This is a genomic window from Corynebacterium genitalium ATCC 33030, from assembly GCF_000143825.1.
GTDB lineage: Bacteria > Actinomycetota > Actinomycetes > Mycobacteriales > Mycobacteriaceae > Corynebacterium > Corynebacterium genitalium.
The window spans coordinates 1075193-1096513 of the sequence record NZ_CM000961.1 but is presented as its reverse complement, the minus strand read 5'-3'; the positions used below and the strand labels follow the sequence as shown (position 1 = coordinate 1096513).

Sequence of the window (21321 nt, the reverse complement as noted above, 5' to 3'; positions counted from 1 at the left end):
GCTCGAAAAAGCAGCGTTAGCGGGTGAGTTTACGGTGGGTGACGCGCGACGGTTTCGCCGCTTCCTCACCGAGGCGGTCGACCTTGTTGGCCTCGTAGTCGCCGAAGTTTCCTTCGAACCAGAACCACTTGCCCTCCTCGATGCTACCTTCCCAGGCGAGGATGTGGGTGCAGGTGCGGTCGAGGAACCAGCGGTCGTGGGAGATCACCACAGCACAACCCGGGAAGTTCTGCAGGGCGTTTTCCAGGGAGCCGAGGGTTTCAACATCGAGGTCGTTTGTCGGCTCATCGAGCAGGATCAGGTTTCCGCCCTGCTTCAGCGTCAACGCCAGGTTGAGACGGTTACGCTCACCACCGGAGAGCACCTTCGACGGCTTCTGCTGGTCCGGGCCCTTGAAACCGAACGCGGACAAGTACGCGCGCGACGGCATCTCGTTCTGGCCGACGTGGATGTAGTCCAGGCCGTCGGAGACGACCTCCCACACGGTCTGCTCCGGGTCGATGTTCGCGCGGTTCTGGTCCACGTAGGACAGCTGCACGGTATCGCCGACCTCGACAGAACCAGCGTCTGGATCCTCCAAGCCGACGATGGTCTTGAACAGGGTGGTCTTACCCACACCGTTCGGGCCGATGACACCGACGATGCCGTTACGCGGCAAGGTGAACGACAGGTCCTTGATCAGGGTGCGGCCGTCGAACCCCTTGTCCAGGTTCTTGACCTCGACGACCTTGTTGCCCAGACGCGGCGGCGTAGGGATCTGGATCTCTTCGAAGTCGAGCTTCTTGTACTGCTCCGCCTCGGCCGCCATCTCCTCGTAGCGCTCCAGACGGGCCTTGTTCTTCGCCTGGCGTGCCTTCGGGGAAGAACGGACCCACTCCAGCTCGCCCTTGAGGCGCTTCTGCAGCTTCTGGTCCTTCTTGCCGGCAATCTCCAGACGCTCGGCCTTCTTCTCCAGGTAGGTGGAGTAGTTGCCCTCGTAGGGGTAGAGCTTGCCGCGGTCGACCTCGCAGATCCACTCCGCGACGTGGTCGAGGAAGTAGCGGTCGTGAGTGACGGCCAAAACAGCGCCCGGGTAGTCCTGCAGGTGCTTCTCCAGCCACAGGACGCTCTCGGCGTCGAGGTGGTTCGTAGGCTCGTCGAGAAGCAGCAGGTCCGGCTGGCTGAGCAGCAGCTTGGCCAGTGCGACGCGACGGCGCTCACCACCGGAGAGGTTGGTCACCGGGGAATCTGACGGCGGGCAGCGCAGCGCCTCCATGGCCTGCTCGATCTTGGAGTCGACCTCCCACGCGTCAGCGGCGTCGAGCTCCTCCTGGAGCTTGCCCATTTCCTCCATGAGCTCGTCGGAGTAGTTGGTGGCCATCTCGGTGGCGATCTCCTCGAAGCGCTGCTTCTTCTCAAAGATGTCGCCCAGGCCCTCTTCGACGTTCTCGCGGACCGTCTTGTCCTCGTTGAGCGGCGGCTCCTGCAGGAGGATGCCCACGGAGGCACCGGGGTCGAGGAAGGCCTCGCCGTTGTTCGGCTGGTCGATGCCGGCCATGATCTTCAGCAGCGAGGACTTACCCGCTCCGTTCGGGCCCACGACACCGATCTTGGCGCCGGGGTAGAAAGCCATGGTGACATTGTCCAGGATGACCTTGTCACCGACGGCCCTGCGAACGTTCTTCATCGTGTAGATGAACTCAGCCACTAGGGGCCCCCTTTACATGCGTGTTGGCGGCTATTTGCGTAAACCACCACAAAGGGTACATCACGCACTCACCGCCTGATCCGCAAGCAGAGAAACCGTTCCTGTGCGCTCTACGCCGCCCCCACCGTTTCCTCTTCCGGGGCGTGCTCCCCCATGTCAGACGGGCCGTGGTTCATCAGGGACTCGAGTGCTTCGTCGTCATAGCTCGGTGGCTCTGGCTGGGCCGTCGGCTGGTTGGTGGGCTGGCTGGTGGGCTGGTTAGTTGGTGTCTCGCCGATCTCCCCGGCAATGTCCTCGCGCGTGCGCAGATTGACCGACGGGATGTCGCCCGCGGTGTGCTCCTTGGCGGTCGTGCATTTCGACGACGCCTGGTACCTGTTGAGCTCCAGCGCCACCTGAGCCGCCTTGATCAGCTGCTTGGAACGCTTTGTGCCGCCCTCATCCACCCAAGTCTCAGTAACGAGACGGCCGACTACGACGGCGGGTAAGCCCTTCCGCAGCGATGCCTCGACATTGACGGCCAGTTGGCCCCAGCACTCGACGTCGATGAACAGGCTGTCAGCGTCCGCCCACACGGGCCGGCCGTCAGCGGTGGTGCTGTCTGTGCGCACGCGGCGACTCGATGCGAGACGGAACTTGGTCAGGGTCGAGCCGGTTTTGAAGATCTTGCAGACGGGATCGTCGGTGAGGTTTCCAGAAAGCGTGATGGGTGATTGCATGGTCGGAGTTTCCTTTCGCGGTTTGCTGGTGGGTGGGGTGCCCTTCCAGGGTCGACCACGCGAACAACCTGCGCAAAGAGGTCCGAAAAAGCCTGTGGATAACGGTGAGTTATCCACAGGCGGGTGGGGGCGGGAGGCGTCGATAAGCGAGCTACTTCTCGCTGCGACGGCCGGTCTGCGAGTACTGCGCGAGCATCTCGTTGTAGGCGCGCCATTCCGCATCGCCCGTCTCGTCCTCACTGCGGTCTGTAGCCCTCGCATCTGCACGATCTTCCCGCAGCCACCCCAGAAGAAGGATGATGAAGACCACTGCCATCGGGAAGCTTCCCGACGCCCAACCAATGCCCCCGCCGACCTTCTGATCGCGGAGCAGATCCGGGTTCCATGGGAGCCCAAGATTTTCGTAGAAGCTTTCCGCCAGAACAATATTGAGCTGCATCAGGTACACGCCCATGAAAAGGTGCAGCGGCATGGAGACAACAAACCAACCGAAGCGGGCCACGGTCGGGCGTCGTCCCGGGATGTGGTCGGGGCCAATGAGATCCCAGAAGTAGAAGTACCCGGAGACTAAGAAAACCGCGTTCATGATCACGTGCCCCGCGTGCTCTGACACCGCGACTTCGTAGAGCGATGGGAAGACATAGAGGATGTAGAACACGACCAGGAACTGGATCGTCGACACCGGCGGGTAGGTGATCACACGCAGGAAGGTGGATTCCTCGAAGGCCTCCACCCACGCGCGGATGTTGAACTCCCCTGCCGGGTAGGCCTGTTTGATCAGCGTCAGCGGCGCACCCATAACCAACAGGACGGGCGCACCCATGGACAGGATCATGTGCACGATCATGTGGATGGAGAAGCTCGCCGGCATGTACATGCCCAGGCCAGAGGACATGGTCACAACAATGGTCGCGCATCCGGCGATCCACCAGGCGGTGCGCCCGCGGTCCCAGCCTTCAACCCGACGGGTGAGATGCAGGTAGTAGATGGCCAGCAAGATGGCGATGACGCTGAAGAGCACCTCGAAGCGCCACATGGTGAAGATGTTTGCCACTGTCGGTTCGACCTCAAGGTTGTAGCCCATCTGGACCTGCATGTTGGTGATCGCCGGGTCGAGCGGCGCAGGCGGCGGAGTGCGCCCCATGGACACGGCCACACCCGTCACCGCAGCCATGACCAGCGCCTCCACGACCGCAATGCGGGTGAACAGCGGCGGCTTCCGGTCCAGCTGCGGGATTGTGATCTGCCGGTGCGCGAAGCCGAGCAATCCCAGCACGACCAAACCGATTGTTTTGAACAAAACGGTCCAGCCGTAGGCGGTGGAGAGAAGATCGTCGAAACGCACGCGGATGAGCGCGTTAATCACGCCAGAGATGGTCATGGCGAAGAACGCGAACAGGGCGATGAGCGAGTAGCGGTGCACCGCCTGCTGCATGTGCGGGCCGAGCCTGCGCCCGTGCGCGATGAGTGCGAGCAGCCCGCCAACCCAGATCATCATGAACACCAGGTGCCACAGGTACGAGTTGGTGCCGTAGTCGTGGTTGCCTCCGGTCGCGGAGTGGCCGGACATGCCCAGCGGCATCACTGCGGCGATCGCGCCGAGGAAGAGCGGCGTTTGCGCCACCCATGATCCCGCCGCGAAACCGAAACCGGCGACGATCGCTGCAATGGCTGCCACGAGCAGCCAGATCTTCGCGTCCGCCACGCGGTCGAGCGCGGTGCCCCACATCTCGGCGGAGAAGAGAATCTGGGATAACGGTGTGCCGGAGACGTCGGAAAGCACGAGCGGAACCATGAGCACACCGATTACGGCCAGCCCGGCGCTCGCCCATGCCCCCGTGCGCGCGGCCAAGTGCCCATCGACGGTCAGTCGGGCAGTTTTCAGGGGGCCGTCTGGCGGGATGAGGTAGGCGGAGAACATGAAGGAGCCCGTGGCCAGAGCAGCAAGGAGCCATGCAATTGCGCGTATCGACGGCAACCCCACCGTGGTCACCACCCCCGGGTCCGGAATACCCAACGACGCCAACGAGCCGCCCAGGAACGCCTGCGCAAGGGCCCCAGCGACCACCGCGGCGACTGCGAACGCAGCCAGATAGATCGGCCAGGCCGCACGCACATGCCCACGCGACCGCTCGCGGGCCACCGAGTCCTGCTTGCGTTCCGCCTGCTCCACCGCCTGGTCTGCTGACATGGCCTTTACCCTACTTTCGGTGCAGTGGGATACGATAATTCCCGCCCCAGTGGGGCACTGCCTCCGTAGCTCAGTGGATTAGAGCATCCGGTTTCTACCCGGCTGGTCGCGGGTTCGAATCCTGCCGGGGGCGCTTTTGTCATCAGTCGCGACATTGTTGACAGATGAGTCGCGACATGGTGGACAAACCGGCGTCTTGGTGTTTATTTTTTCCAAGGCGCCGGTTGTGGTTTTCAGGTCAGTGGGGGTTGGCCTTTTCGCCAGTATGGTTTTTGGTAGTTGCGGGATGTGTCGATGTAGTGCTCGGTGATGGGTTCGCCGGTTTCTTTTAGTGATGTCGTGATGTGGTTGTCGGTGATGATCATCAGGACTTCTTCGCCGCTGTGGGCTCGGCCGATTCCTAGGCTGTAGAGCCTGCCGGCGTAGCGGATGGTGACTTTGCCGCTGGCGGCGACGACGTCGTTGCGGGTGCGCCATTCTTCTTTCGGGGTGAAGGTTGGTTCAGCTTTAGGTCCTGTTGTGTAGGCCTGGTGTGGGGTACGGCGTCCGAGTGATCGGTGGGGGCGTTCGGTGTTGTAGTAGGCGGTGAATTCGTTGAGCTGCCGTTGTAGTTGGGGGATGGTTTCTGCTGGTGGTTGTGCGTTGATCCAGCGTTTGAGTGTTTGGTGGAAGCGTTCGATTTTGCCTTGGGTTTGTGGGTGGCCTGGCCGGCCGTTTTTCTGCTGGATACGGTTGTCGTTAAGTGTTTTCTCGAATGCGTTTCTGCCGCCTTTGCGTCCGGCTAGTCGGGCGGTGAACACCAGCCCGTTGTCAGTGAGTGTGGATGCCGGTGGGCCGTAGGTGTCGATGAGGCGCTGTAGTTCTGCTGCGACAGCTGGCCCTGTAAATGCTGGCCGGGCGGTGATCGATAGCAGGTAGCGGGAGTGGTCGTCGATGAAGTCGAGGACTTCTACGCGCCTGCCGTCGATGAGGAAGAGGTAGGTGATGTCGGCCTGCCAGCATTCGTTGGGCATGGCCGCTTCAAACCTGATGTAGGAGCTGCGTGGTTTCTTTTGCGGTTGCGGGGCAACAAGTCCGGCTTCAGTGATGATCCGGCGGATCGTCGATGTTGACGGCACACGCAGGCCTTGTTGTCCTAAGTGGAAAGCGATGGTGTCGGGCCCTGCGTCGAAACCTGCTTTGGTGAGTTCTTTGCGCATGTCGATGATGTGGTTGCGCAGGGTCTCCGGCACGGCATTGGGGTGGGTGTGCGGCGCGCGCGATTTGGGGGCGATGGCTTGTTCGCCTCCGGCGTCGAACTCGGAGAGGATCTTGTAGATGCGTTGGCGGGAGATGCCGAATCGTTTGGCGACTTTGGTGACTGGTTCGCCTTGATCGCGGACGGCTTTGACGATGGCGAGATTTCGGTTCGGGCTGTTCATCTGTCAACGATGTCCCGACTGATACCAGCACCGTCACTAAACACGCGGGGGTGGCGGGAGGTGTCAATGATGTCGCGACTGAGGTGTCAACCATCACCCCAGATTGTTTCTACCCCCTAAGTGTCAACAATGTCGCGACTGACCTGTCAACCATCAGGAATGCTGTCCCAGGCACGCCGTGTCAACTATGTCATGACTTCAGACACTGCCGGGGGCGCTTTCCCATACCCCTTTCACCTGCGATTACGGCCCCGCGCAGCGCAAAATCGCTAGACTGGTCGCATAACCGAAATCACCTAGCACGATTGAGGAGCGACCATGAGCAAGGACAGCATCCCAAGCTTTGACCAGGCGCAAGACGCCGACGATGCAGCCAAGGCGGCCGTCAACCCGACGCCGACCCGCGACGACAGCATCAACAACCTGGGTGACCCGGACGCAGACGGCAACTTCCAGGACCGCACCGAGAAGGAAAGCGAGAAGGCGAACTAATGGCCGACAACACGCAGGCAAATAACGCACAGCCGGGCGACGGTCCCGACAAACTTCTGGACGCTGCAACGCGCCGCATTGGCAACGAGCCCGACACTGACCCCATCTCCGACCTTGAGCGCCTGGAGTCCCGCGACCTGGACAACCTGGACAAAGAGGACTTCGACGACGACAACGAGGGCGACGACGACTCCAGCTACGCCAACGACAACCCGGACGGCCCGTCCGAGGTCAACCGCGGCGACGAGTAACCCGCAAACGCACTCAGCGCCGACCCCGACACAGGGGCGGCGCTTTTTCATCCTTGACGCCATATCGAATTGCGATATTATCGATTATCGAGAGTATCGAATCACGATAAGGAGTTGAGTTATGAACATGTCTATGGACACGAACCAAACCGCTAAGCCTCCGACAGAGAAACAAACGAAAGATTTCAACTCGAGCACAATCGGAGTCACCGCCCTAGTCGCCCTCTGGATCAGCTTCGAAATCTTCGAGATGATCCACAACGGTATCGTGATCACCCGCCTATCCCCTGCCGTCGAGGGTGGCATCGTTTTTGCCGATATCCCCAGCGGCGCCCAGTGGCTTTACGGCATTGGTCTGGCCACGAAGTACATCGGCCTCCTCGGCACCGGGATGACACTGAGCATGATCGGCTGGAACATGTCCAAAGGGCGGATCTTCACGCAACGCAACGTCGCTCTCCTTAACTTCGGCACTGGCGCGATGTTCGCTTATTTCATCGGTCGCATCGGATTCGAGGGTCTGGGTAACAATTTCGTTGCCTCGGATCTGGGCCTGGAGCGCTGGTGGGACACCGGTGTCAGCACCCCGTACTCCGAGTTCACACCAGCACTGATCCTCCTGTTCACCCTCGGCCTCGCTTCCATGCTTCTGCGCCGCGGCGCCCGGTTGAAGGAGGACGTGGACGGCCTTGTCTAATCCGACTAATCTAGGCGAGCCTCAGGTGGTCTGCCACTTGGACCGGCTCATGGAAGAGCGTGGCATCACCGGCGCGGCACTCGCGGAGCAGGTCGGCATCACGCCGGTGAACCTGTCCGTGCTCAAGAACAACCGCGCAAAGGCAGTCCGGTTCTCCACGCTCGCCGCGATCTGTAAAGCCTTGGACTGCCAACCGGGAGACATCTTCTCCGTGCAGTAGCCTGCAGTAGGCTCGCACGCATGAGCTTTCCCCAACCGTCCATCAATTCCTACGCGCTGATCACCGGTGCCAGCCAGGGCATCGGTGAGGCCATGGCCCGCGACTTCGCTAAGGCGGGCTACAACCTCATCGTTGTGGCCCGGCGCGAGGACGTCCTGCAGAAACTTGCCACCGAGCTCGAAGATGCCCACGGCGTCGGAGTCATCGTCGCCGCTAAGGATCTCTCTGTGGCCGAGCAGGTCGATGAGCTCATCGAGCTTATCGACGAAAAAGCCATCTCCATCTGCGTCAACTCCGCCGGTATCGCCTCCTTCGGGCCGTTCATGAACCAAGACTGGGATTACGAGACAAACCAGTACAACTTGAACGCCACGGCGGTCTTCCGCATCACCAAGGCAGTGTTGGACCAGATGGTTCCGCGCGGCGAGGGCGCGGTATGCAATGTCGGCTCCGCCGCCGGCAACGCCCCGATCCCGAACAACGCAACCTACGTGTTCACCAAGGCCGGCGTGAACACGTTCACCGAATCGCTGCACTACGAGCTGAAGAAGACCGGCGTGCACTGCACCCTGCTCGCCCCCGGCCCGGTGCGCGACGCCGTCGTTCCGGAGGAAGAACAGTCCATCGTGGACAAGGTCGTCCCAGACTTTCTGTGGACCAGCTACGAGTCCTGCTCCGAGGAAACCATCGCTGCGATGATGAAGAACCAGCGCCGCGTCACCCCCGGGCCGCTGTCGAAGGCGATGGACTTCCTATCCTCCTACGCCCCGCGGGCCGTGATCGCGCCGGTGACCGGCTGGTTCTACGCCAAGATGGGCTAACCGCCCCCACAACACGGGCGGGTACGTTGGAAGGCATGAGCGAAGAACCCTCCGCAGAACCCACTACCCTACCCGCCAAGGACGACCGCATCGTCTGGATCGACCTCGAGATGACGGGACTCGACCCACAGCGTCACGTCATTGTCGAGGTCGCAGCCCTCGTCACCGACGCGGAGCTGAACATCCTGGACGGTGGCATTGACCTTGTCGTCCACGCCACCGATGCCGAACTGGCCGAGATGGATGACTTTGTCACCGAGATGCACGGCAGCTCCGGCCTGACGGAACAGATCAAGGCTTCCACTGTGGCGTTGCGCGAGGCGGAGGAGGCGGTGCTGGAACTCGTCGATAAGCATTGCGGCGAGCACCGCCCACCGCTGGCTGGCAACTCGATCGCCACTGACCGCACCTTCATTCGCGCGCACATGCCGGAACTGGACGAGCGTCTGCACTACCGGATGATCGACGTCTCCACCATCAAGGAGCTCACCCGCCGCTGGTACCCCAAGGCGTACTACAACCAGCCCGGGAAGGGCATGGCGCACCGCGCTCTCGCCGACATTGTAGAGTCCATCCGCGAGCTCGACTACTACCGCCGTGCCGTGTTCGTCGCCGCCCCCGGCCCCGAATCCACCGCGGCAGCAACGTGCGCAACCAAGTCGACCGAGACCTACCAGCCGTTTTTGTAAAACCGGCGCGGTGAACTAATGTGATGTAGCGCTGCCGACGCACGCGACGGGCAGCGATGGTGGCTGTAGTTCAGCTGGTAGAGCACCAGGTTGTGATCCTGGGTGTCGCGGGTTCGAGTCCCGTCAGCCACCCCAATGCGAAAGGCCCTGTCCGCCCTTGAGAGGGAACGGACAGGGCCTTCTACTTTGGCCGCTTTGGTGGCTAGAAGTCCTCGCCAGCCTTGACGGACTGGCCCGGCTCAAGCTCGATGTTCCAGTAGCCCAGGCCGTCGTACGGGCTCAGCGTTTCGCCGCCGGTGTTAATGATTTCCACCGGGTCGCCGCGCTTGGTGTTTTGCAAAAACCACAGGGCATCGTCAGGGCGCGCGTTGATGCAGCCGTGCGACTGGTTGTGCTTACCCAGCGCCCAGATTGCCCACGGCGCGGAGTGGACGTAGATGCCCGAGTAGGACAGCTGCGTCGCGTAGTCGACCGGGGTGACGTAGCCGCCGTTTTCCAGCGCCAGGCCGTACGTGCGGGAATCCATGACCAAGTGGTCGTGCTGGTCGCCCACGACATATGTGCCGTTCGGGGTGTCAAAGGCCCCGTCCTCGCCGAGGGAGACCGGGAACGACTTGATCTCTTCGCCGTTCTTGAACACGGTCAGCGTCTTGCCGTAGTTGTTCAACACCGTGCGGAACTCATCGCCGACGGTGAAAGAGGTCTCTGCGTCCTCAGCGCCATAGATGCCCTCGCCCAAGTTGCGGCCGTAGAAATCTGCCTTGACGGTCACCTCGGTGCCGGGCTCCCAGTACTCCACCGGGCGCCAGCGCAGCTGGTTGGCGTCCAGCCAGATGAATCCACCCTCGGTGTCATTGGATGTTTCGACAGTGATCGCGTCCTCAACAGCCTGCTTGTCGCTGGGGGCGATGTCGAAGTAGAACGAGATCGCCTGACCGACGCCGACTTCTTCGCCTTCCTGCGGGCTCAGAGAAGCAGTCGACTGCGCCGACGGAGTCACCGTGGAGAACGTCGCCGTGGAGGTCTTCCCGGATTCCGTGGTGGCTTCGACGGTGTACTCGCGGCTGTACCCGAGCGGCTCTGCCGTGGTCCACTCCGTCTTGTCGTCGTTGAGCTCGGCTTCAACCTCTTTGCCGTCTTCGTTGGTCATGGTGACCTTCTCAAGACCGGCGGGGGCGGTCACGGTGACTGGGACACCCGGTTCCACGTCCTCGGCACCGTCTTCGACAGAGATCTCTGCGGGGTCATCCTTGACCTCTTCCGCCGTCTCCGACGCGTCTGCATTCTCCGCTGCGTTCCCATCCTGCTCGATGGTGCACGCCGCCAGGGCCGAACCCGCGATCACCAATGCAACACCTGCGGCTGCCGCGCGCCTGACACGCGAACCCCAGCTCTTACTCATCCTCGAAACACACAACCCTTATTCAAGTCCCAAACAGGTGCCATACACGTGCAAGGCCCCATCGCAATAACTACTCACAATATAGATCGCCGGCACACGAATTCCAGTCGCAGGGCAGCCCTCGCACCAACCTGTCACGAAGCTGATATAAACCGTGTACCGTCGCGTTATCGCATCGTTACTATCCATTCACCGACGCATGCGGACCCGTCCATTCACCGCGTCCAGCACCCCTCCGCTTTTCAACTGTGACCTGGCGATTTCACCCTGCGCAGACCTAACTGCTATATTTTCTCTTCGTTGCCGTAACGGCCAACGCGCCACTAGCTCAACTGGCAGAGCAGCTGACTCTTAATCAGCGGGTTCGGGGTTCGAGTCCCTGGTGGCGCACAATACGACAGGCTGGGAGTTGCTCCCGGCCTGTTTTTCTTTGCCCGCATTCCACACCCAGCCTTTTGTACCCTGGGGCACGTGAATATCTCCGCAGTGACTGTGTTCGCGGGGGCGCGCGAGGGTGTGGACCCAGCAATGACGTCCCTCGCGCACGCCTTCGGTACCGCGTTGACGCGCCACGGAATGACCCTGGTGTACGGCGGCGGCCGGCTGGGCATGATGGGCGCTCTCGCTCAGGGGGTCATTGATGCCGGCGGCGCCAGCGTGGGCGTCATGCCAGAGCACCTCGCCGCCCACGAGGTGGCGCACACAGGGTTGGGGGAACTGGTCATCGTGGATACGCTCGCGCAGCGCAAACGCATCATGAGTCAGCGGTGCGACGCGTTCGTCGCGCTCCCTGGTGGTGCGGGCACGCTCGACGAGCTTTTCGACGAATGGACCAACCAGCAACTCGGCCTGCACACCAAACCTATTGGCCTGCTCAGCGCTGATTTCTGGCGGCCGTTGACGGACATGATCGATCACATGGTGGCCCACGGGTTTGTGCGCCAGGAAGACCGCGACAGTCTCGTTGTGGCTGACGATCCGGACGAGCTCCTCGCCGCACTGATGCACTGGACACCCCAACCGCCCCGGTGGTGAGCACGGTGGTGAAAGCATCCGCGCACCGGCCACGCGGGCTAGGCTGGCACGCATGAACCACGCACTCGTTGTCGTTGACGTACAGAATGACTTTTGCCCCGGCGGCACCCTCGGCACCGCACGCGGTGATGAAGTGGCTGCCACCATCGCCGAACACATCGCCGCCGCCGATAATTACTCCCACATTGTCGCTACCCAGGACTGGCACATTGATCCGGGCAACCACTTCTCGGAAGAGCCGGACTTCGTCGACACCTGGCCGGTCCACTGCGTCGCGGACTCCGAAGGTGCCGCACTGCGCGCGTCTATCGCAGATGTCCGCTTCGACGAGTACTTCCGCAAAGGCGAGTACGAGGCGGCGTACAGCGGCTTCGAGGGGGCGTCGGCAAGCGAGGGCGCGCTGCTCGCTGACTGGTTGAAAGCGCACGATGTCGCTGGCATCGATGTCGTCGGCATCGCCACCGACCACTGCGTGCGCGCCACCGTGCTCGACGGGCTGAAGGAAGGCTTCAACGTGCGTGTACTGCGCGAAATGTGCTCGCCTGTCGACGACGCACGCGGCGCCGCCGCCCTCGAGGAGATGCGCAGCGCCGGTGCCGAGCTGGCCTAAACCAGTCTAGAAACACGACCAGCGCACCCCGCAACGGATATTGCGCAGGGTGCGCTTGGGCGCGACGAAGGACTACTTGCGGTCTGCCAGCAGGCGCTGCAGGTCCTTGAGATCCTTCTTCTTCTTGCGCTTGTTGGACACGTTGATCACCACAATGGCGGCAATAGCGACACCGATGCCGGCGAGAACCTTCTGCACCTTGTCGTCTTTCATCTTGTTCTGCACCTGAGCCTTCGCGTTGTTGGCCAGGTTCTCCGGGCGGGTGCGGTCAGCGATCTCGTCGATCGTCTGGGCCAGGTTGCCGCGGGTGCGCTCGATGTCGCGCTGGATGTCGTTAATGTCGCGTGCCACGTCATACTCCTTTGTGGATAAATTTCTCTCGCCACCACAGTACTGCATCCCCGCTACAGTGGCGGGCATGACTGAAAACACACGCTTGACCCCCGGCGATAAGGCTCCCGACTTCACCCTCACCAACGACAAGGGCGACACCGTGTCGCTGAGCGACTATGCGGGTCAGCGCGTCATCGTCTACTTCTACCCGAAGGCGAACACGCCGGGCTGCACCACCGAGGCGTGCGATTTCTCCGAGAACTTGAGCCAGTTCAATGACGCTTCTGTCGCCGTTGTGGGCATCAGCCCTGACACCCCGGAGAAGCTGGCGAAGTTCCGCGCCGACCACGACCTGGGCTTCGAGCTGCTGTCCGACCCGGACAAGGAGGCAATGACCGCATACGGCGCCTTTGGGGAGAAGAAGAACTACGGCAAGATCGTCCAAGGCGTCATCCGCTCCACCTTCCTGGTCGATGCCGACGGCACCATCGAATCCGCCCAGTACAACGTCAAAGCAACCGGCCACGTTGGCCGTTTGCTGCGCGATCTGGACCTCTAGCTTTCGCCGTGAACTACGCACCCTGTACACTGTGAACCGCTTCGCGCACCGGGCATCGGCTCATGCGCGAATAGGCGCCCGTGGCGGAATTGGCAGACGCGCTGGATTTAGGTTCCAGTGCCGTAAGGCGTGAGAGTTCAAGTCTCTCCGGGCGCACTACTCATTCCCGGCGCTTTTGGCGCACTTAGGCCGGTTGATAGACTTTCACTGTGACCGAACCAGCGCCGGGCTCCTCTTCCAGCCCCGAAGAACAGCCGCAACGCGACCATGTGCGCGTGAAGGCGTGGCACGTGCTGCTGCTCATCGCTGCTGTGATCGTCTCGCTGATGCTGGCTAACTGGCAGTGGTCGCGCTACACCTCCGGCACCGGTTCGCTACAAAACCTCGGGTACGCGCTGCAGTGGCCCATGTTTGGCCTTTTCCTCATTTTCATTTACCGCGCAGGCATGCGGATGGAAAACGAGAAGATTGACGCGGAGAACTCCGGCGACCGCATGCAGGCGCTTTACGACGCTGATGCCGCCACCTTCGGCAACCCCTCCCCCAGCCCGAACCAAACCGACGCCGCGCCCGAGTCCCGCCGCACTGCCGACGAGGACCTCCTCGAGGACTTCCTGCCCTCGCGCCCGGAGCTCAACGTCGAGGAGTTCAACGCCCTGAACACGCCGCGACGCCGCCAGCACGACGCGTGACGCCCAGTACTACAAGGAGAAACTACACCCCATGACAACGCCTGATAGCCAGCCCGCCCCGCAGCCGGGCCAGCCCCGTGTTCACCCTGAGCGCCAGCGCCGCGTGAAGACCGCACTGAACCTCTTCTCCGTTGCTGCGTGGGTCACCGGTGTCATGCTGCTGCTCCTGTGCGCACGCATGATCATGGAGTACGGGCTGAACATGGATGTCAGCGCATTGAACTGGGTGGCGGTCGGCCACGGCTGGATGTACGCGCTGTTCCTTCTGGCCACACTCAATCTGGGCATGAAGGCACGGTGGTCGGTGCAGACATGGCTGGTGACCGCACTGGCCGGCGTGGTGCCGTTTCTCTCCTTCTTCGTAGAGTACTGGCGCCGCCGGGAGGTCAAGGCAGAGTTCGATCTGGCGTAGTGCCAACGCTGGATGGGCGCGTCCAGCCCCCTAGAAAACGTGAAAGGACCGGTGTGAAAACCGGTCCTTTGTTATTGCGCTAGAAGTCGGTGGGGCTATTCGCCGACCTTGGTCAGCACGAGAATGTCCTTGGCGTCGCCACCGTCCGGGGTCAGGGTGAGCGAGTTCTCGGTCTGCTCGGTCTTGTACTTCAGGTCCTTGCCGGTAATAACGTCGGCAAGCTTCAGGTCGTCGCCGTCGACCTCGCAGCGGGCGGTGTCAGACTCGTTAGTGTCCGGGTTGGTGACCATCCACTCGCAGTCGCCGCCGTTGATCTTCAGAGTGACCTTGCCCGCTGCGACACCAGTCTCTGCGTCCTGGCCGGTGCCCTCCCAGGTGCCGTCCAAGGAGTTACCACAGGCAACGAGCAGACCTGCAGACATCACGGTTGCACCTGCGAGTGCGATTGCCTTCTTTGCTGACTGAACAGTCATTTTTGCGATTCCTCCAATGAGTTTGATTAGCATTTAATAATTCGACTCTACCAGCGCGGTGCTCCCTCACTCCGAGACGCAGCGGCCCGAGCCGATTGCTACCGTAGTGCCGCGATATGCGTGGCGAGCTCGCGCAGTGCTTTTCCGCGGTGGGAGCGGGCGTTCTTTTCCTCCGCACTGAGCTCAGCAGACGAGCGCCCGTCAGCATCAGCAGGCTGGAACAGCGGGTCGTAACCGAAGCCGTTGGAGCCGCGAGGCGCGCGCAACAGCGCACCTTCCCAGCGCCCCTCAGCGGTGACCTCGGAACCGCCGGGCACGACGAGCGCGCAGCAGGACACGAACGCTGCACCGCGATGCTCGTCAGGAATGTCGCTGAGCTGTGCTAACAGCAATTCGTTGTTGGCAAGGTCGTCACCGTGGCCGCCCGACCACCGCGCAGAGAGAACACCAGGCATGCCGTTCAAGGCGTCGACGGCGATGCCGGAGTCATCCGCCACGCACGGCAGACCGGTAGCCGCTGCCCCGGCGCGGGCTTTGATGAGCGCATTTTCGGCGAATGTCAGCCCCGTCTCCGCAGGCTCGGGGTAGGCCTGCACGTCGCGCAAGGAAACGAGCTCGATCCCGTCGATGCCGAGCTCAGAGAGAACAGTTTCCAGTTCTCCGAGCTTCTTCGCGTTTCCGGAGGCGACGAGGACACGCACAGGATTGGGGGTTACCACCCGAGGGCCGCCTTTTGTGCGTCGATAAGCTCACGGCATCCCTTTTCCGCGGCGTCGAGCATCAAGCCGAGCTGCTCGCGGCCGAAGAGGCCGTGCTCACCGGTGCCCTGCACCTCGACGAAGTCACCGGAGTCCGTCATGACCACGTTGAGGTCGACCTCGGCGCGGGAGTCCTCTTCGTACGGCAGGTCGAGGCAGACGCGGCCATCGACAATGCCCACAGAGACCGCAGCAACAGGGGCGAGCAGCGGCTCGCCGGGGACGACTCCTTGCTCCTTGAGGTAACCGATCGCGTCCGCAAGCGCGACGTACGCGCCCGTGATCGAGGCCGTGCGAGTGCCGCCGTCAGCCTGCAGGACATCGCAGTCGAGCTGAATCGTGTTCTCCCCCAGCGCCGTGAGATCCACAGCGGCGCGCAGCGAGCGGCCCACCAGACGCGAGATTTCATGCGTGCGGCCCTTGACCTTGCCCTTCATCGACTCGCGCGGCATGCGGTCGTGGGTCGCAGCCGGCAGCATCGCGTACTCGGCGGTCAGCCAGCCTTCGCCAGAGTCCTTCTTGAAGCGCGGCACGCCCTCTTCGGCGGAGGCGGTGCACATCACGCGGGTGTTGCCGAACTCGACGAGCACGCTGCCCGCCGGGTTTGAGGTGAATCCGCGGGTGATGCGCACGGGGCGCATTTCGTCCAGAGCGCGGCCGTCGGCACGCAAGAAAGCTTCAGTCATGCCCACGAGCCTACAACTCGTAGACTGCCTTAGCCTCGCCGAGCACGATCTCGCCTTCGAACTCCGTGCGCGCAGCTTCCAGCGTGGCTTCCTTGTCCGACCACGGTTGGATGTGCACGAGCACAAGCTTGTCGACGCCTGCCTCACGCGCAATCACACCCGCTTCCTGCCCCGACATGTGCATGCCCTCAGGGGTGCCGTCACCCTTGTACGGGCCCCACGCGGCTTCGCAGAGGAAGAGGTTGGCGTTACGCGCGGCGTCGATAAGCGTGGGCGTGTAGCAAGAATCGCCGGAGAAGCAGATGACCTTGCCTGAATCGCGGTGCCCCACGCGCAGCGCGTGCGACTCTGCAGCTGGGTGGACAACAGGAAACGGAGTGACCGTCACCGAGTCGATGTCGACGGGCTTGCCGGATACCCATGCCTGAAAGTCGAACGTGTCGGACAGGTCCGCGATGTCATCTGGCCCGTCGCCGCACATTCGGCCAATGTGTTCCGGGGTGTAGCTGGGCCCGCACAGCTTGTGGCGCTGCCCGGCAGGAGCCGTCGGGTGAAAGCGGCGCCACACGCACAGCGACGCGGTATCGGAGCAGTGATCCGCGTGCAAGTGGCTAAACAGCAGGTGCGCATCAGACGGGTCCGCGACTTCCTGCATGGCAGCCAGCGCACCGGGACCAAAATCCATGAGGATGCCCGGCTCGTTCGCCCCCGTCTCAATCAGGTAGGAAGAGCCTGGGTTGCCCGGCGCTGCCAAGGACCCCGTGCACCCGAGAACTGTCAGCTTCATAACGTTACTGTTACACAAACCTGAGGGAAAGGTTAAGCCAGAGAGCGGAAGATCACGCATGGTTTTCCTCTGAGACACCCGCCACAGACGCGCCTGCAGCAGGGCCGAGGAAGCGCGGGCCGAGGCGGTGGAAGGGTTCCGGATCACCGGTCGATTCGAAGGTGCGGGCCGGCTCATGGTCAACATCGGCGAACATATCGCGCTCCGTGAGAATACGCAGCACGTCCTTGGCGGTCTCTTCCGCAGAAGAGACGAGGGTGACATCATCGCCGATAGCCAACTGAATCACACCAGACAGCAGCGGGTAATGGGTGCACCCAAGCACGAGCGTATCCACGCCCGCCGCCTGCAGCGGCTCCACATAGCCTTGGGCTACGCCGAGCACTTGACGGCCGTGAGTGACACCGGCCTCCACAAACTCGACAAAAGCGGGGCATGCCGCCGCCGTCGCTTCAATCCCGGGAGCCAGGGAAAACAGATCCTGATACACACCAGAACGAATGGTGGCTTGGGTACCAATGACGCCGACTTTGCCGTTCCGTGTCGTCGCAACAGCGCGGCGCACGGCGGGTTTGATCACCTCGATGACGGGGACGCTATAGCGCTCGCGCGCGTCATGCAGGAAAGCGGCGGAAGCCGTGTTGCACGCAATGACGATCATCTTGCAGCCACGCTCCACGAGATCGTCCGCAATCGCCATAGCGTGGCCGCGCACCTCGGCGAGCGGCTTCGGGCCATAGGGCCCGTTCGCGCCGTCGCCGATGTAGATAACTGATTCCCCCGGCAGCTGGTCCATGACAGAACGTGCGACTGTCAGACCGCCGAAGCCGGAATCAAAAATGCCGATGGGGGCGTTATTGCCCCCACCGACGTTGTCATCGCTGAAGCTGTCACCACTGTCAATCATAATTGGCCAGTCTAGTGGCAGCCGCAGCCGAACTGCATTAAGCGGCGTCCAGGCCGGAGGATTCGCCGACCAGCGGGGAGTCCGCGACGACCGGGCGTGCCGACTCCGCCAGAGCAGCAGCCATCTTGGCCAGAGCGGAGGAGACGACCTCCATCTCGTAGTCCGACAGGTTGTCGAACATGATGCGGCGCATCTCGCCCACGTGGCCCGGGAGCCCTGCATCGACGGTCTTGGCGCCGGCCGGCGTCAGCGTAGCGAAGGTGGAGCGGCCGTCGTTCGGATCCGGGGTACGGGAGACGAGGCCCTTCTTCTCCAGACGCGTGACAACGCGGGAGAGGTGAGACAGAGACATCATCGTTGCGTCAGCCAGTTCGGTCATGCGCAGAGACTTCTTCGGAGCCTTTGCCACGTTCAGGAGAGCCTGAAACTCGAAGTAGGTGACACCTGCATCACGCTTGAGCTGTGCGTCCAGAGTCGACGGCAGCTTCATGTGGCAGGCCCAAACGCGCGTCCAGGTCTCAGCCTCGTGCGCAGAAAGTCGTGTGTTCAAGTTCGCGTCCATGTTTCCCATAACGCTTAGTATAATCTAAGACCTTAGAAGTTCATGTGCTGACACAGAAAATATTTCTTTTGCATGTACCGAAAACGCAGTGAACAGGTCTTTTGCTCAGAAAATTTTCTGAAAATCTGAATTTAATCTGATTTCCTTGTCCATAACCGAACAATGAATGCGCGACAAAGAAGCCTTTGCCCATGTAGTTCACAGGTTCAGCGCGCTTGCCTCCGCGCCTGTTTCTCAGCCTTCCGGGATTGCTTCCTGGCCTGCAGTTCCGGCGGATCGTCCGAGGTGATCAGCACACCAGCGGCGACACCGCCAAGGCCGCCGAACAGGTGAGCCTGCCAGCTAATGCCGTCCTGCATAGGCAAGACACCCCAAATAAATCCTGAGTACATCAGGCCCAGAACACCCGCCAGCGCAATCTGGCTGCCGGAACGGTTGAAGAATCCGCGTACAAGCAAGTAGCCCAGCCAGCCGTACACGAGCATGGAGGCGCCGATGTGGTTTGTCCCCAACCCGCCAAGAATCCACGTGCCGATCCCGCCCACCAGCACCACGAAGGCCGTGACCTCCCAGAACACCCGATGCCCGGAGTAGCCGATCAAAAACGCGAAAATCGCGCCGGGGATCGTGTTGGACATCAGGTGCTCGAAGTTCGCGTGCAGGATCGGCGATGAGAGGATGTGCGGCAGCGAAGAAGGGTCCAGCGGGTGAATGCCGAAGTACGTCAACCGGCCGCCGAAGATGACCACATTGACTATGTGCACCGCCCAGATGAGCACCACATATCCGATGGCGTAGGTGAAGCCCGTTCGCGTTTGCTGGCCGCGGGAGCGGTACGGACTCCTTTGCTGAGAGGGCACAACGGGACCGCCGCCAACGCCGGGAGCACCGTGCTGACCGGGTTGACCACCGTAGGGGTTGAAACCGTATGTAGGTCCCTGGCCAGGATGCGGGGAGGAATATGGATAGCTCATGGTGCGGCCAAGCTTAGGTGATCTCGTTCCACGCGGCGACACCATAACCAGGTTCAGCGGCCGCGACGCCACGGACGATTGCAGCTTCGACGCACCGAGCGGACGCGTCGCACAAGGCGTAGTAGAGGTCCGGGTCCGCGGCGGCTGCGGACCCCGTGTATGCCTCCGGCTCGGCGGTGGAGACGGCGAACAGGGTATCGCCGTCGAGAGGCGAATGTGCGGGGCGCACGGCGCGAGCAATCCCGTCATGGCCGGTCATCGCGAGGCGCTCAAGCTTTTCGATGCCCACCGGGCAGTCCGTCGCCACCACCCCGATCGTGGTATTCAGTTTCGGTTGGGGTCGCACCAACGCGGCAAAGGCATCCAGGTCCACAGCGGGGCGGGCGGGGTCACCGAAGAAGCGGCCAGTATCCGGGTCAATGACACTGCCGATCGGATTGGCCACGACAGCGGCGGCAACGGTGAAATCGCCGACACGTGCTTGCGCGACGCCGAACCCGCCGCGGAGAACGCCGGCGGTCGCGCCACAGCCGGCACCGACTGAACCAACAGGCACGGCAGAGACCGCATCACCGCTGTGGCCGTCGAGAGCCGCACGCACTGCGGCGGCACCGTCCTCGGGGCTGGGCCGGTGGTTCGGGTCGCCGATGATGAGGTCGAAGATGACGGCAGCGGGGACAATCGGCACCCGGGGGCCCGGGTTGCTTTCACCGAATACTGCGAACCCGAGGCCGCGGGATTCCAGCTCGCGCATCGCGCCATCGGCTGCGGCCAAACCGAAGGCAGAACCCCCGGCCAGCACGATCGCGTTCACGCGCTCCACTGTGTTGTGGGGTTTGAGTAGGTCAGTTTCCCGGGTGCCGGGGCCGCCACCGCGCTGGTCGACGGCTGCCACCATGCCGGCGGCAGACGTGGAGACAAGCGCCGTCACTCCTGTGTCGCCTAGCGATTGGTGGCCGAGGGCTAAACCGGGGAGGGAGAAACCGTCGATAAGCTCCATGCGTTTATTCCCCCATCAGCGCTTGCAGCAGCGATTCCTGGCAGTACGCGAGCCACTCGACAAGGTTGTCGCGGTCCTGCTCAGCAGCCTCTGTCGGAGCGTCGGCGGCAGCGACGTAGAGGCGCATGTCGTTCAACGCGGCGATGACCTGCTGCGCCTCGTGCTCCTCGACACTCACCGCGACCCCGCCAGTCGGACCAAGCGCAGTGTTGATCACCTGCAAGTTCGCCAGCTTCGCCTTGATGATGTCCGTTTCGTGCAGGCTGCGCAGCAGAGCGTTGTCGCCGTCGAATTCTTCGTCCCCGGCGCGCTCAAAATCCGGCAGGAGGCGGGCGAGCGACGGGTCCGCCGGCGCCTCGGTGTGGCCGGAGGGCATATCCATCATCTCCGCGAGCTCATCCTTCGGCGCAGACTGCGCGCGCTGGATCAACGCCTCCGACACCGTGGCCGTGAGATCCCCAATGACCTCGCGCTCCATCGGCTCGAACACAGTGCTAAAGCGTGTGGCCCGCATCAGGCCTTTCTTCCGCCGCCACGGCTGCATGCCTTATCTCCTTTCCAAGCCCGGCCACATCACGCGGCCGGACGGGAACTTTAACCAGCTTGCTGCATCGTGGCCCACAGACCCGCGGTGTGCAGCTTCTTCACGTCGCCCTCGACCTTGTCTTTCTCGCCGGAGGACACCACGGCTTTGCCTTCGGTGTGCACCTGCATCATCAGCTCCTGGGCGCGCTTGCGGCCGTAACCCAGCACTGTCTGGAACACGTAGGTGACGTAGCTTTGCAGGTTCACCGGGTCGTCCCACACAATGCACATCCACGGCAGGTTCTCCGCCGTGTCGACGTTGACCTCAATCTGCTCATCAAGGTCAGGTGTGGCCATGGGGGAACCCATCCGGACACCGGGCCGAATCTCAGGGTTGACACCAGTCATGGCTTCAAGC

Annotated in this window: 27 protein-coding genes and 4 tRNA genes; 15 read left to right on the top strand and 16 right to left on the bottom strand. The window is 62.3% G+C overall.

The window, feature by feature from the left end:
* Positions 1 to 16: 16 nt before the first annotated feature.
* The 3 genes from ettA to HMPREF0291_RS05180 form a co-directional block, all read right to left on the bottom strand.
* Entirely contained in the window at positions 17 to 1687 is a 1671-nt protein-coding gene (ettA, locus tag HMPREF0291_RS05190; RefSeq protein ID WP_005289005.1) for an energy-dependent translational throttle protein EttA, read from the bottom strand.
* A 110-nt stretch (positions 1688 to 1797) separates the two neighbouring features.
* The gene (ssb, locus tag HMPREF0291_RS11540) at positions 1798 to 2406 is read right to left on the bottom strand and encodes a single-stranded DNA-binding protein (protein ID WP_005289002.1); all 609 of its coding nucleotides are present in this window, start codon (positions 2404 to 2406) and stop codon (positions 1798 to 1800) included.
* A 151-nt stretch (positions 2407 to 2557) separates the two neighbouring features.
* Positions 2558 to 4597, bottom strand: a complete 2040-nt coding sequence (locus HMPREF0291_RS05180; RefSeq protein ID WP_005288999.1) for a cytochrome c oxidase assembly protein — start codon at positions 4595 to 4597, stop codon at positions 2558 to 2560.
* Positions 4598 to 4656: 59 nt separating this feature from the next.
* Between HMPREF0291_RS05180 and HMPREF0291_RS05175 the strand changes: the two genes are divergently transcribed.
* Positions 4657 to 4730 (top strand) — tRNA-Arg (locus tag HMPREF0291_RS05175).
* 100 nt (positions 4731 to 4830) lie between these two features.
* Here the strand turns inward: HMPREF0291_RS05175 and HMPREF0291_RS05170 are convergent.
* On the bottom strand, positions 4831 to 6018 hold the full coding sequence (locus HMPREF0291_RS05170; protein ID WP_005287373.1) for an IS481 family transposase: 1188 nt from the start codon (positions 6016 to 6018) through the stop codon (positions 4831 to 4833).
* Between the two features lie 318 nt (positions 6019 to 6336).
* On the opposite strand from HMPREF0291_RS05170, the gene HMPREF0291_RS11765 reads away from it, so the two are divergent.
* From HMPREF0291_RS11765 to HMPREF0291_RS05140, 7 genes are all read left to right on the top strand, one after another.
* Positions 6337 to 6510 (top strand): hypothetical protein, encoded by a 174-nt coding sequence (locus HMPREF0291_RS11765; RefSeq protein WP_005288996.1) that lies wholly within the window; start codon positions 6337 to 6339, stop codon positions 6508 to 6510.
* On the top strand, positions 6510 to 6761 hold the full coding sequence (locus HMPREF0291_RS05165; RefSeq protein ID WP_005288993.1) for a hypothetical protein: 252 nt from the start codon (positions 6510 to 6512) through the stop codon (positions 6759 to 6761). The genes HMPREF0291_RS11765 and HMPREF0291_RS05165 overlap by 1 nt, the downstream gene beginning before the upstream one ends.
* A gap of 121 nt (positions 6762 to 6882) precedes the next feature.
* Positions 6883 to 7458, top strand: coding sequence for a hypothetical protein (locus HMPREF0291_RS05160; protein WP_005288990.1), 576 nt, complete (start codon positions 6883 to 6885; stop codon positions 7456 to 7458).
* A gap of 25 nt (positions 7459 to 7483) precedes the next feature.
* A complete protein-coding gene (locus HMPREF0291_RS05155; protein ID WP_005288987.1) occupies positions 7484 to 7678 on the top strand; it encodes a helix-turn-helix domain-containing protein in 195 nt (64 codons plus the stop codon).
* A gap of 20 nt (positions 7679 to 7698) precedes the next feature.
* Positions 7699 to 8499, top strand: coding sequence for a mycolate reductase (gene cmrA, locus HMPREF0291_RS05150; RefSeq protein WP_005288985.1), 801 nt, complete (start codon positions 7699 to 7701; stop codon positions 8497 to 8499).
* A 35-nt stretch (positions 8500 to 8534) separates the two neighbouring features.
* The gene (gene orn / locus HMPREF0291_RS05145) at positions 8535 to 9188 is read left to right on the top strand and encodes an oligoribonuclease (RefSeq protein ID WP_005288984.1); all 654 of its coding nucleotides are present in this window, start codon (positions 8535 to 8537) and stop codon (positions 9186 to 9188) included.
* Between the two features lie 59 nt (positions 9189 to 9247).
* Positions 9248 to 9323, top strand: a tRNA-His gene (locus HMPREF0291_RS05140).
* A 67-nt stretch (positions 9324 to 9390) separates the two neighbouring features.
* Here HMPREF0291_RS05140 and HMPREF0291_RS05135 read toward each other — a convergent pair.
* On the bottom strand, positions 9391 to 10590 hold the full coding sequence (locus HMPREF0291_RS05135) for a L,D-transpeptidase (protein ID WP_050748791.1): 1200 nt from the start codon (positions 10588 to 10590) through the stop codon (positions 9391 to 9393).
* A 317-nt stretch (positions 10591 to 10907) separates the two neighbouring features.
* Between HMPREF0291_RS05135 and HMPREF0291_RS05130 the strand changes: the two genes are divergently transcribed.
* The 3 genes from HMPREF0291_RS05130 (at position 10908) to HMPREF0291_RS05120 (ending at position 12235) form a co-directional block, all read left to right on the top strand.
* Positions 10908 to 10980 (top strand) — tRNA-Lys (locus HMPREF0291_RS05130).
* 81 nt (positions 10981 to 11061) lie between these two features.
* On the top strand, positions 11062 to 11625 hold the full coding sequence (locus HMPREF0291_RS05125) for an LOG family protein (RefSeq protein ID WP_005288974.1): 564 nt from the start codon (positions 11062 to 11064) through the stop codon (positions 11623 to 11625).
* A 52-nt stretch (positions 11626 to 11677) separates the two neighbouring features.
* Complete coding sequence (locus HMPREF0291_RS05120) at positions 11678 to 12235, top strand: isochorismatase family protein (RefSeq protein ID WP_005288969.1); 558 nt, start codon at positions 11678 to 11680, stop codon at positions 12233 to 12235.
* 72 nt (positions 12236 to 12307) lie between these two features.
* Here the strand turns inward: HMPREF0291_RS05120 and HMPREF0291_RS05115 are convergent, their stop codons facing one another.
* Positions 12308 to 12586: a DUF3618 domain-containing protein gene (locus HMPREF0291_RS05115; protein WP_040423535.1), complete on the bottom strand. Its 279-nt coding sequence runs from the start codon at positions 12584 to 12586 to the stop codon at positions 12308 to 12310.
* Between the two features lie 67 nt (positions 12587 to 12653).
* Here HMPREF0291_RS05115 and bcp point away from each other — a divergent pair, with 67 nt between their 5' ends.
* The 4 genes from bcp (at position 12654) to HMPREF0291_RS05095 (ending at position 14231) form a co-directional block, all read left to right on the top strand.
* Positions 12654 to 13127 carry a thioredoxin-dependent thiol peroxidase gene (bcp, locus tag HMPREF0291_RS05110; RefSeq protein WP_040423533.1) on the top strand — a complete coding sequence of 158 codons (474 nt, stop codon included), beginning with the start codon at positions 12654 to 12656 and terminating at the stop codon, positions 13125 to 13127.
* A gap of 74 nt (positions 13128 to 13201) precedes the next feature.
* A tRNA-Leu gene (locus HMPREF0291_RS05105) sits at positions 13202 to 13283 on the top strand.
* A gap of 53 nt (positions 13284 to 13336) precedes the next feature.
* A complete protein-coding gene (locus HMPREF0291_RS05100; protein WP_156774807.1) occupies positions 13337 to 13819 on the top strand; it encodes a hypothetical protein in 483 nt (160 codons plus the stop codon).
* Between the two features lie 31 nt (positions 13820 to 13850).
* A complete protein-coding gene (locus HMPREF0291_RS05095) occupies positions 13851 to 14231 on the top strand; it encodes a DUF3817 domain-containing protein (protein ID WP_005288958.1) in 381 nt (126 codons plus the stop codon).
* A 95-nt stretch (positions 14232 to 14326) separates the two neighbouring features.
* Here the strand turns inward: HMPREF0291_RS05095 and HMPREF0291_RS05090 are convergent, their stop codons facing one another.
* The 10 genes from HMPREF0291_RS05090 to clpS all read right to left on the bottom strand — a co-directional run bounded on the left by HMPREF0291_RS05090 (position 14327) and on the right by clpS (position 21260).
* Positions 14327 to 14704, bottom strand: coding sequence for a hypothetical protein (locus HMPREF0291_RS05090; RefSeq protein WP_050748790.1), 378 nt, complete (start codon positions 14702 to 14704; stop codon positions 14327 to 14329).
* Positions 14705 to 14802: 98 nt separating this feature from the next.
* Entirely contained in the window at positions 14803 to 15405 is a 603-nt protein-coding gene (gene rdgB, locus HMPREF0291_RS05085) for an RdgB/HAM1 family non-canonical purine NTP pyrophosphatase (protein WP_005288953.1), read from the bottom strand.
* An 11-nt stretch (positions 15406 to 15416) separates the two neighbouring features.
* Complete coding sequence (gene rph, locus HMPREF0291_RS05080) at positions 15417 to 16148, bottom strand: ribonuclease PH (protein ID WP_040424232.1); 732 nt, start codon at positions 16146 to 16148, stop codon at positions 15417 to 15419.
* 10 nt (positions 16149 to 16158) lie between these two features.
* Positions 16159 to 16935, bottom strand: coding sequence for an MBL fold metallo-hydrolase (locus HMPREF0291_RS05075; protein ID WP_005288947.1), 777 nt, complete (start codon positions 16933 to 16935; stop codon positions 16159 to 16161).
* Between the two features lie 52 nt (positions 16936 to 16987).
* Positions 16988 to 17842 (bottom strand): glutamate racemase, encoded by an 855-nt coding sequence (gene murI / locus HMPREF0291_RS05070; protein WP_005288943.1) that lies wholly within the window; start codon positions 17840 to 17842, stop codon positions 16988 to 16990.
* Positions 17843 to 17879: 37 nt separating this feature from the next.
* Positions 17880 to 18413, bottom strand: coding sequence for a MarR family winged helix-turn-helix transcriptional regulator (locus HMPREF0291_RS05065; RefSeq protein ID WP_005288940.1), 534 nt, complete (start codon positions 18411 to 18413; stop codon positions 17880 to 17882).
* A 197-nt stretch (positions 18414 to 18610) separates the two neighbouring features.
* Positions 18611 to 19378, bottom strand: a complete 768-nt coding sequence (locus tag HMPREF0291_RS05060; protein ID WP_083770259.1) for a rhomboid family intramembrane serine protease — start codon at positions 19376 to 19378, stop codon at positions 18611 to 18613.
* A 13-nt stretch (positions 19379 to 19391) separates the two neighbouring features.
* Positions 19392 to 20378 (bottom strand): P1 family peptidase, encoded by a 987-nt coding sequence (locus HMPREF0291_RS05055; protein ID WP_005288931.1) that lies wholly within the window; start codon positions 20376 to 20378, stop codon positions 19392 to 19394.
* Between the two features lie 4 nt (positions 20379 to 20382).
* Positions 20383 to 20922, bottom strand: a complete 540-nt coding sequence (locus HMPREF0291_RS05050) for a DUF2017 domain-containing protein (RefSeq protein ID WP_005288929.1) — start codon at positions 20920 to 20922, stop codon at positions 20383 to 20385.
* Between the two features lie 50 nt (positions 20923 to 20972).
* Complete coding sequence (gene clpS, locus HMPREF0291_RS05045; protein WP_040423530.1) at positions 20973 to 21260, bottom strand: ATP-dependent Clp protease adapter ClpS; 288 nt, start codon at positions 21258 to 21260, stop codon at positions 20973 to 20975.
* Between the last annotated feature and the right edge of the window lie 61 nt (positions 21261 to 21321).

Coding starts and splice junctions, on each gene's coding strand:
- ssb (WP_005289002.1), bottom strand. CDS start 2,406: ATGCAATCACCCATCACGCTTTCTGGAAACCTCACCGACGATCCCGTC.
- HMPREF0291_RS05180 (WP_005288999.1), bottom strand. CDS start 4,597: ATGTCAGCAGACCAGGCGGTGGAGCAGGCGGAACGCAAGCAGGACTCG.
- HMPREF0291_RS05170 (WP_005287373.1), bottom strand. CDS start 6,018: ATGAACAGCCCGAACCGAAATCTCGCCATCGTCAAAGCCGTCCGCGAT.
- HMPREF0291_RS11765 (WP_005288996.1), top strand. CDS start 6,337: ATGAGCAAGGACAGCATCCCAAGCTTTGACCAGGCGCAAGACGCCGAC.
- HMPREF0291_RS05165 (WP_005288993.1), top strand. CDS start 6,510: ATGGCCGACAACACGCAGGCAAATAACGCACAGCCGGGCGACGGTCCC.
- HMPREF0291_RS05160 (WP_005288990.1), top strand. CDS start 6,883: ATGAACATGTCTATGGACACGAACCAAACCGCTAAGCCTCCGACAGAG.
- cmrA (WP_005288985.1), top strand. CDS start 7,699: ATGAGCTTTCCCCAACCGTCCATCAATTCCTACGCGCTGATCACCGGT.
- orn (WP_005288984.1), top strand. CDS start 8,535: ATGAGCGAAGAACCCTCCGCAGAACCCACTACCCTACCCGCCAAGGAC.
- HMPREF0291_RS05135 (WP_050748791.1), bottom strand. CDS start 10,590: ATGAGTAAGAGCTGGGGTTCGCGTGTCAGGCGCGCGGCAGCCGCAGGT.
- HMPREF0291_RS05120 (WP_005288969.1), top strand. CDS start 11,678: ATGAACCACGCACTCGTTGTCGTTGACGTACAGAATGACTTTTGCCCC.
- bcp (WP_040423533.1), top strand. CDS start 12,654: ATGACTGAAAACACACGCTTGACCCCCGGCGATAAGGCTCCCGACTTC.
- HMPREF0291_RS05095 (WP_005288958.1), top strand. CDS start 13,851: ATGACAACGCCTGATAGCCAGCCCGCCCCGCAGCCGGGCCAGCCCCGT.
- HMPREF0291_RS05090 (WP_050748790.1), bottom strand. CDS start 14,704: ATGACTGTTCAGTCAGCAAAGAAGGCAATCGCACTCGCAGGTGCAACC.
- rph (WP_040424232.1), bottom strand. CDS start 16,148: ATGACTGAAGCTTTCTTGCGTGCCGACGGCCGCGCTCTGGACGAAATG.
- HMPREF0291_RS05075 (WP_005288947.1), bottom strand. CDS start 16,935: ATGAAGCTGACAGTTCTCGGGTGCACGGGGTCCTTGGCAGCGCCGGGC.
- murI (WP_005288943.1), bottom strand. CDS start 17,842: ATGATTGACAGTGGTGACAGCTTCAGCGATGACAACGTCGGTGGGGGC.
- HMPREF0291_RS05065 (WP_005288940.1), bottom strand. CDS start 18,413: ATGGGAAACATGGACGCGAACTTGAACACACGACTTTCTGCGCACGAG.
- HMPREF0291_RS05060 (WP_083770259.1), bottom strand. CDS start 19,378: ATGAGCTATCCATATTCCTCCCCGCATCCTGGCCAGGGACCTACATAC.
- HMPREF0291_RS05055 (WP_005288931.1), bottom strand. CDS start 20,378: ATGGAGCTTATCGACGGTTTCTCCCTCCCCGGTTTAGCCCTCGGCCAC.
- HMPREF0291_RS05050 (WP_005288929.1), bottom strand. CDS start 20,922: ATGCAGCCGTGGCGGCGGAAGAAAGGCCTGATGCGGGCCACACGCTTT.
- clpS (WP_040423530.1), bottom strand. CDS start 21,260: ATGGCCACACCTGACCTTGATGAGCAGATTGAGGTCAACGTCGACACG.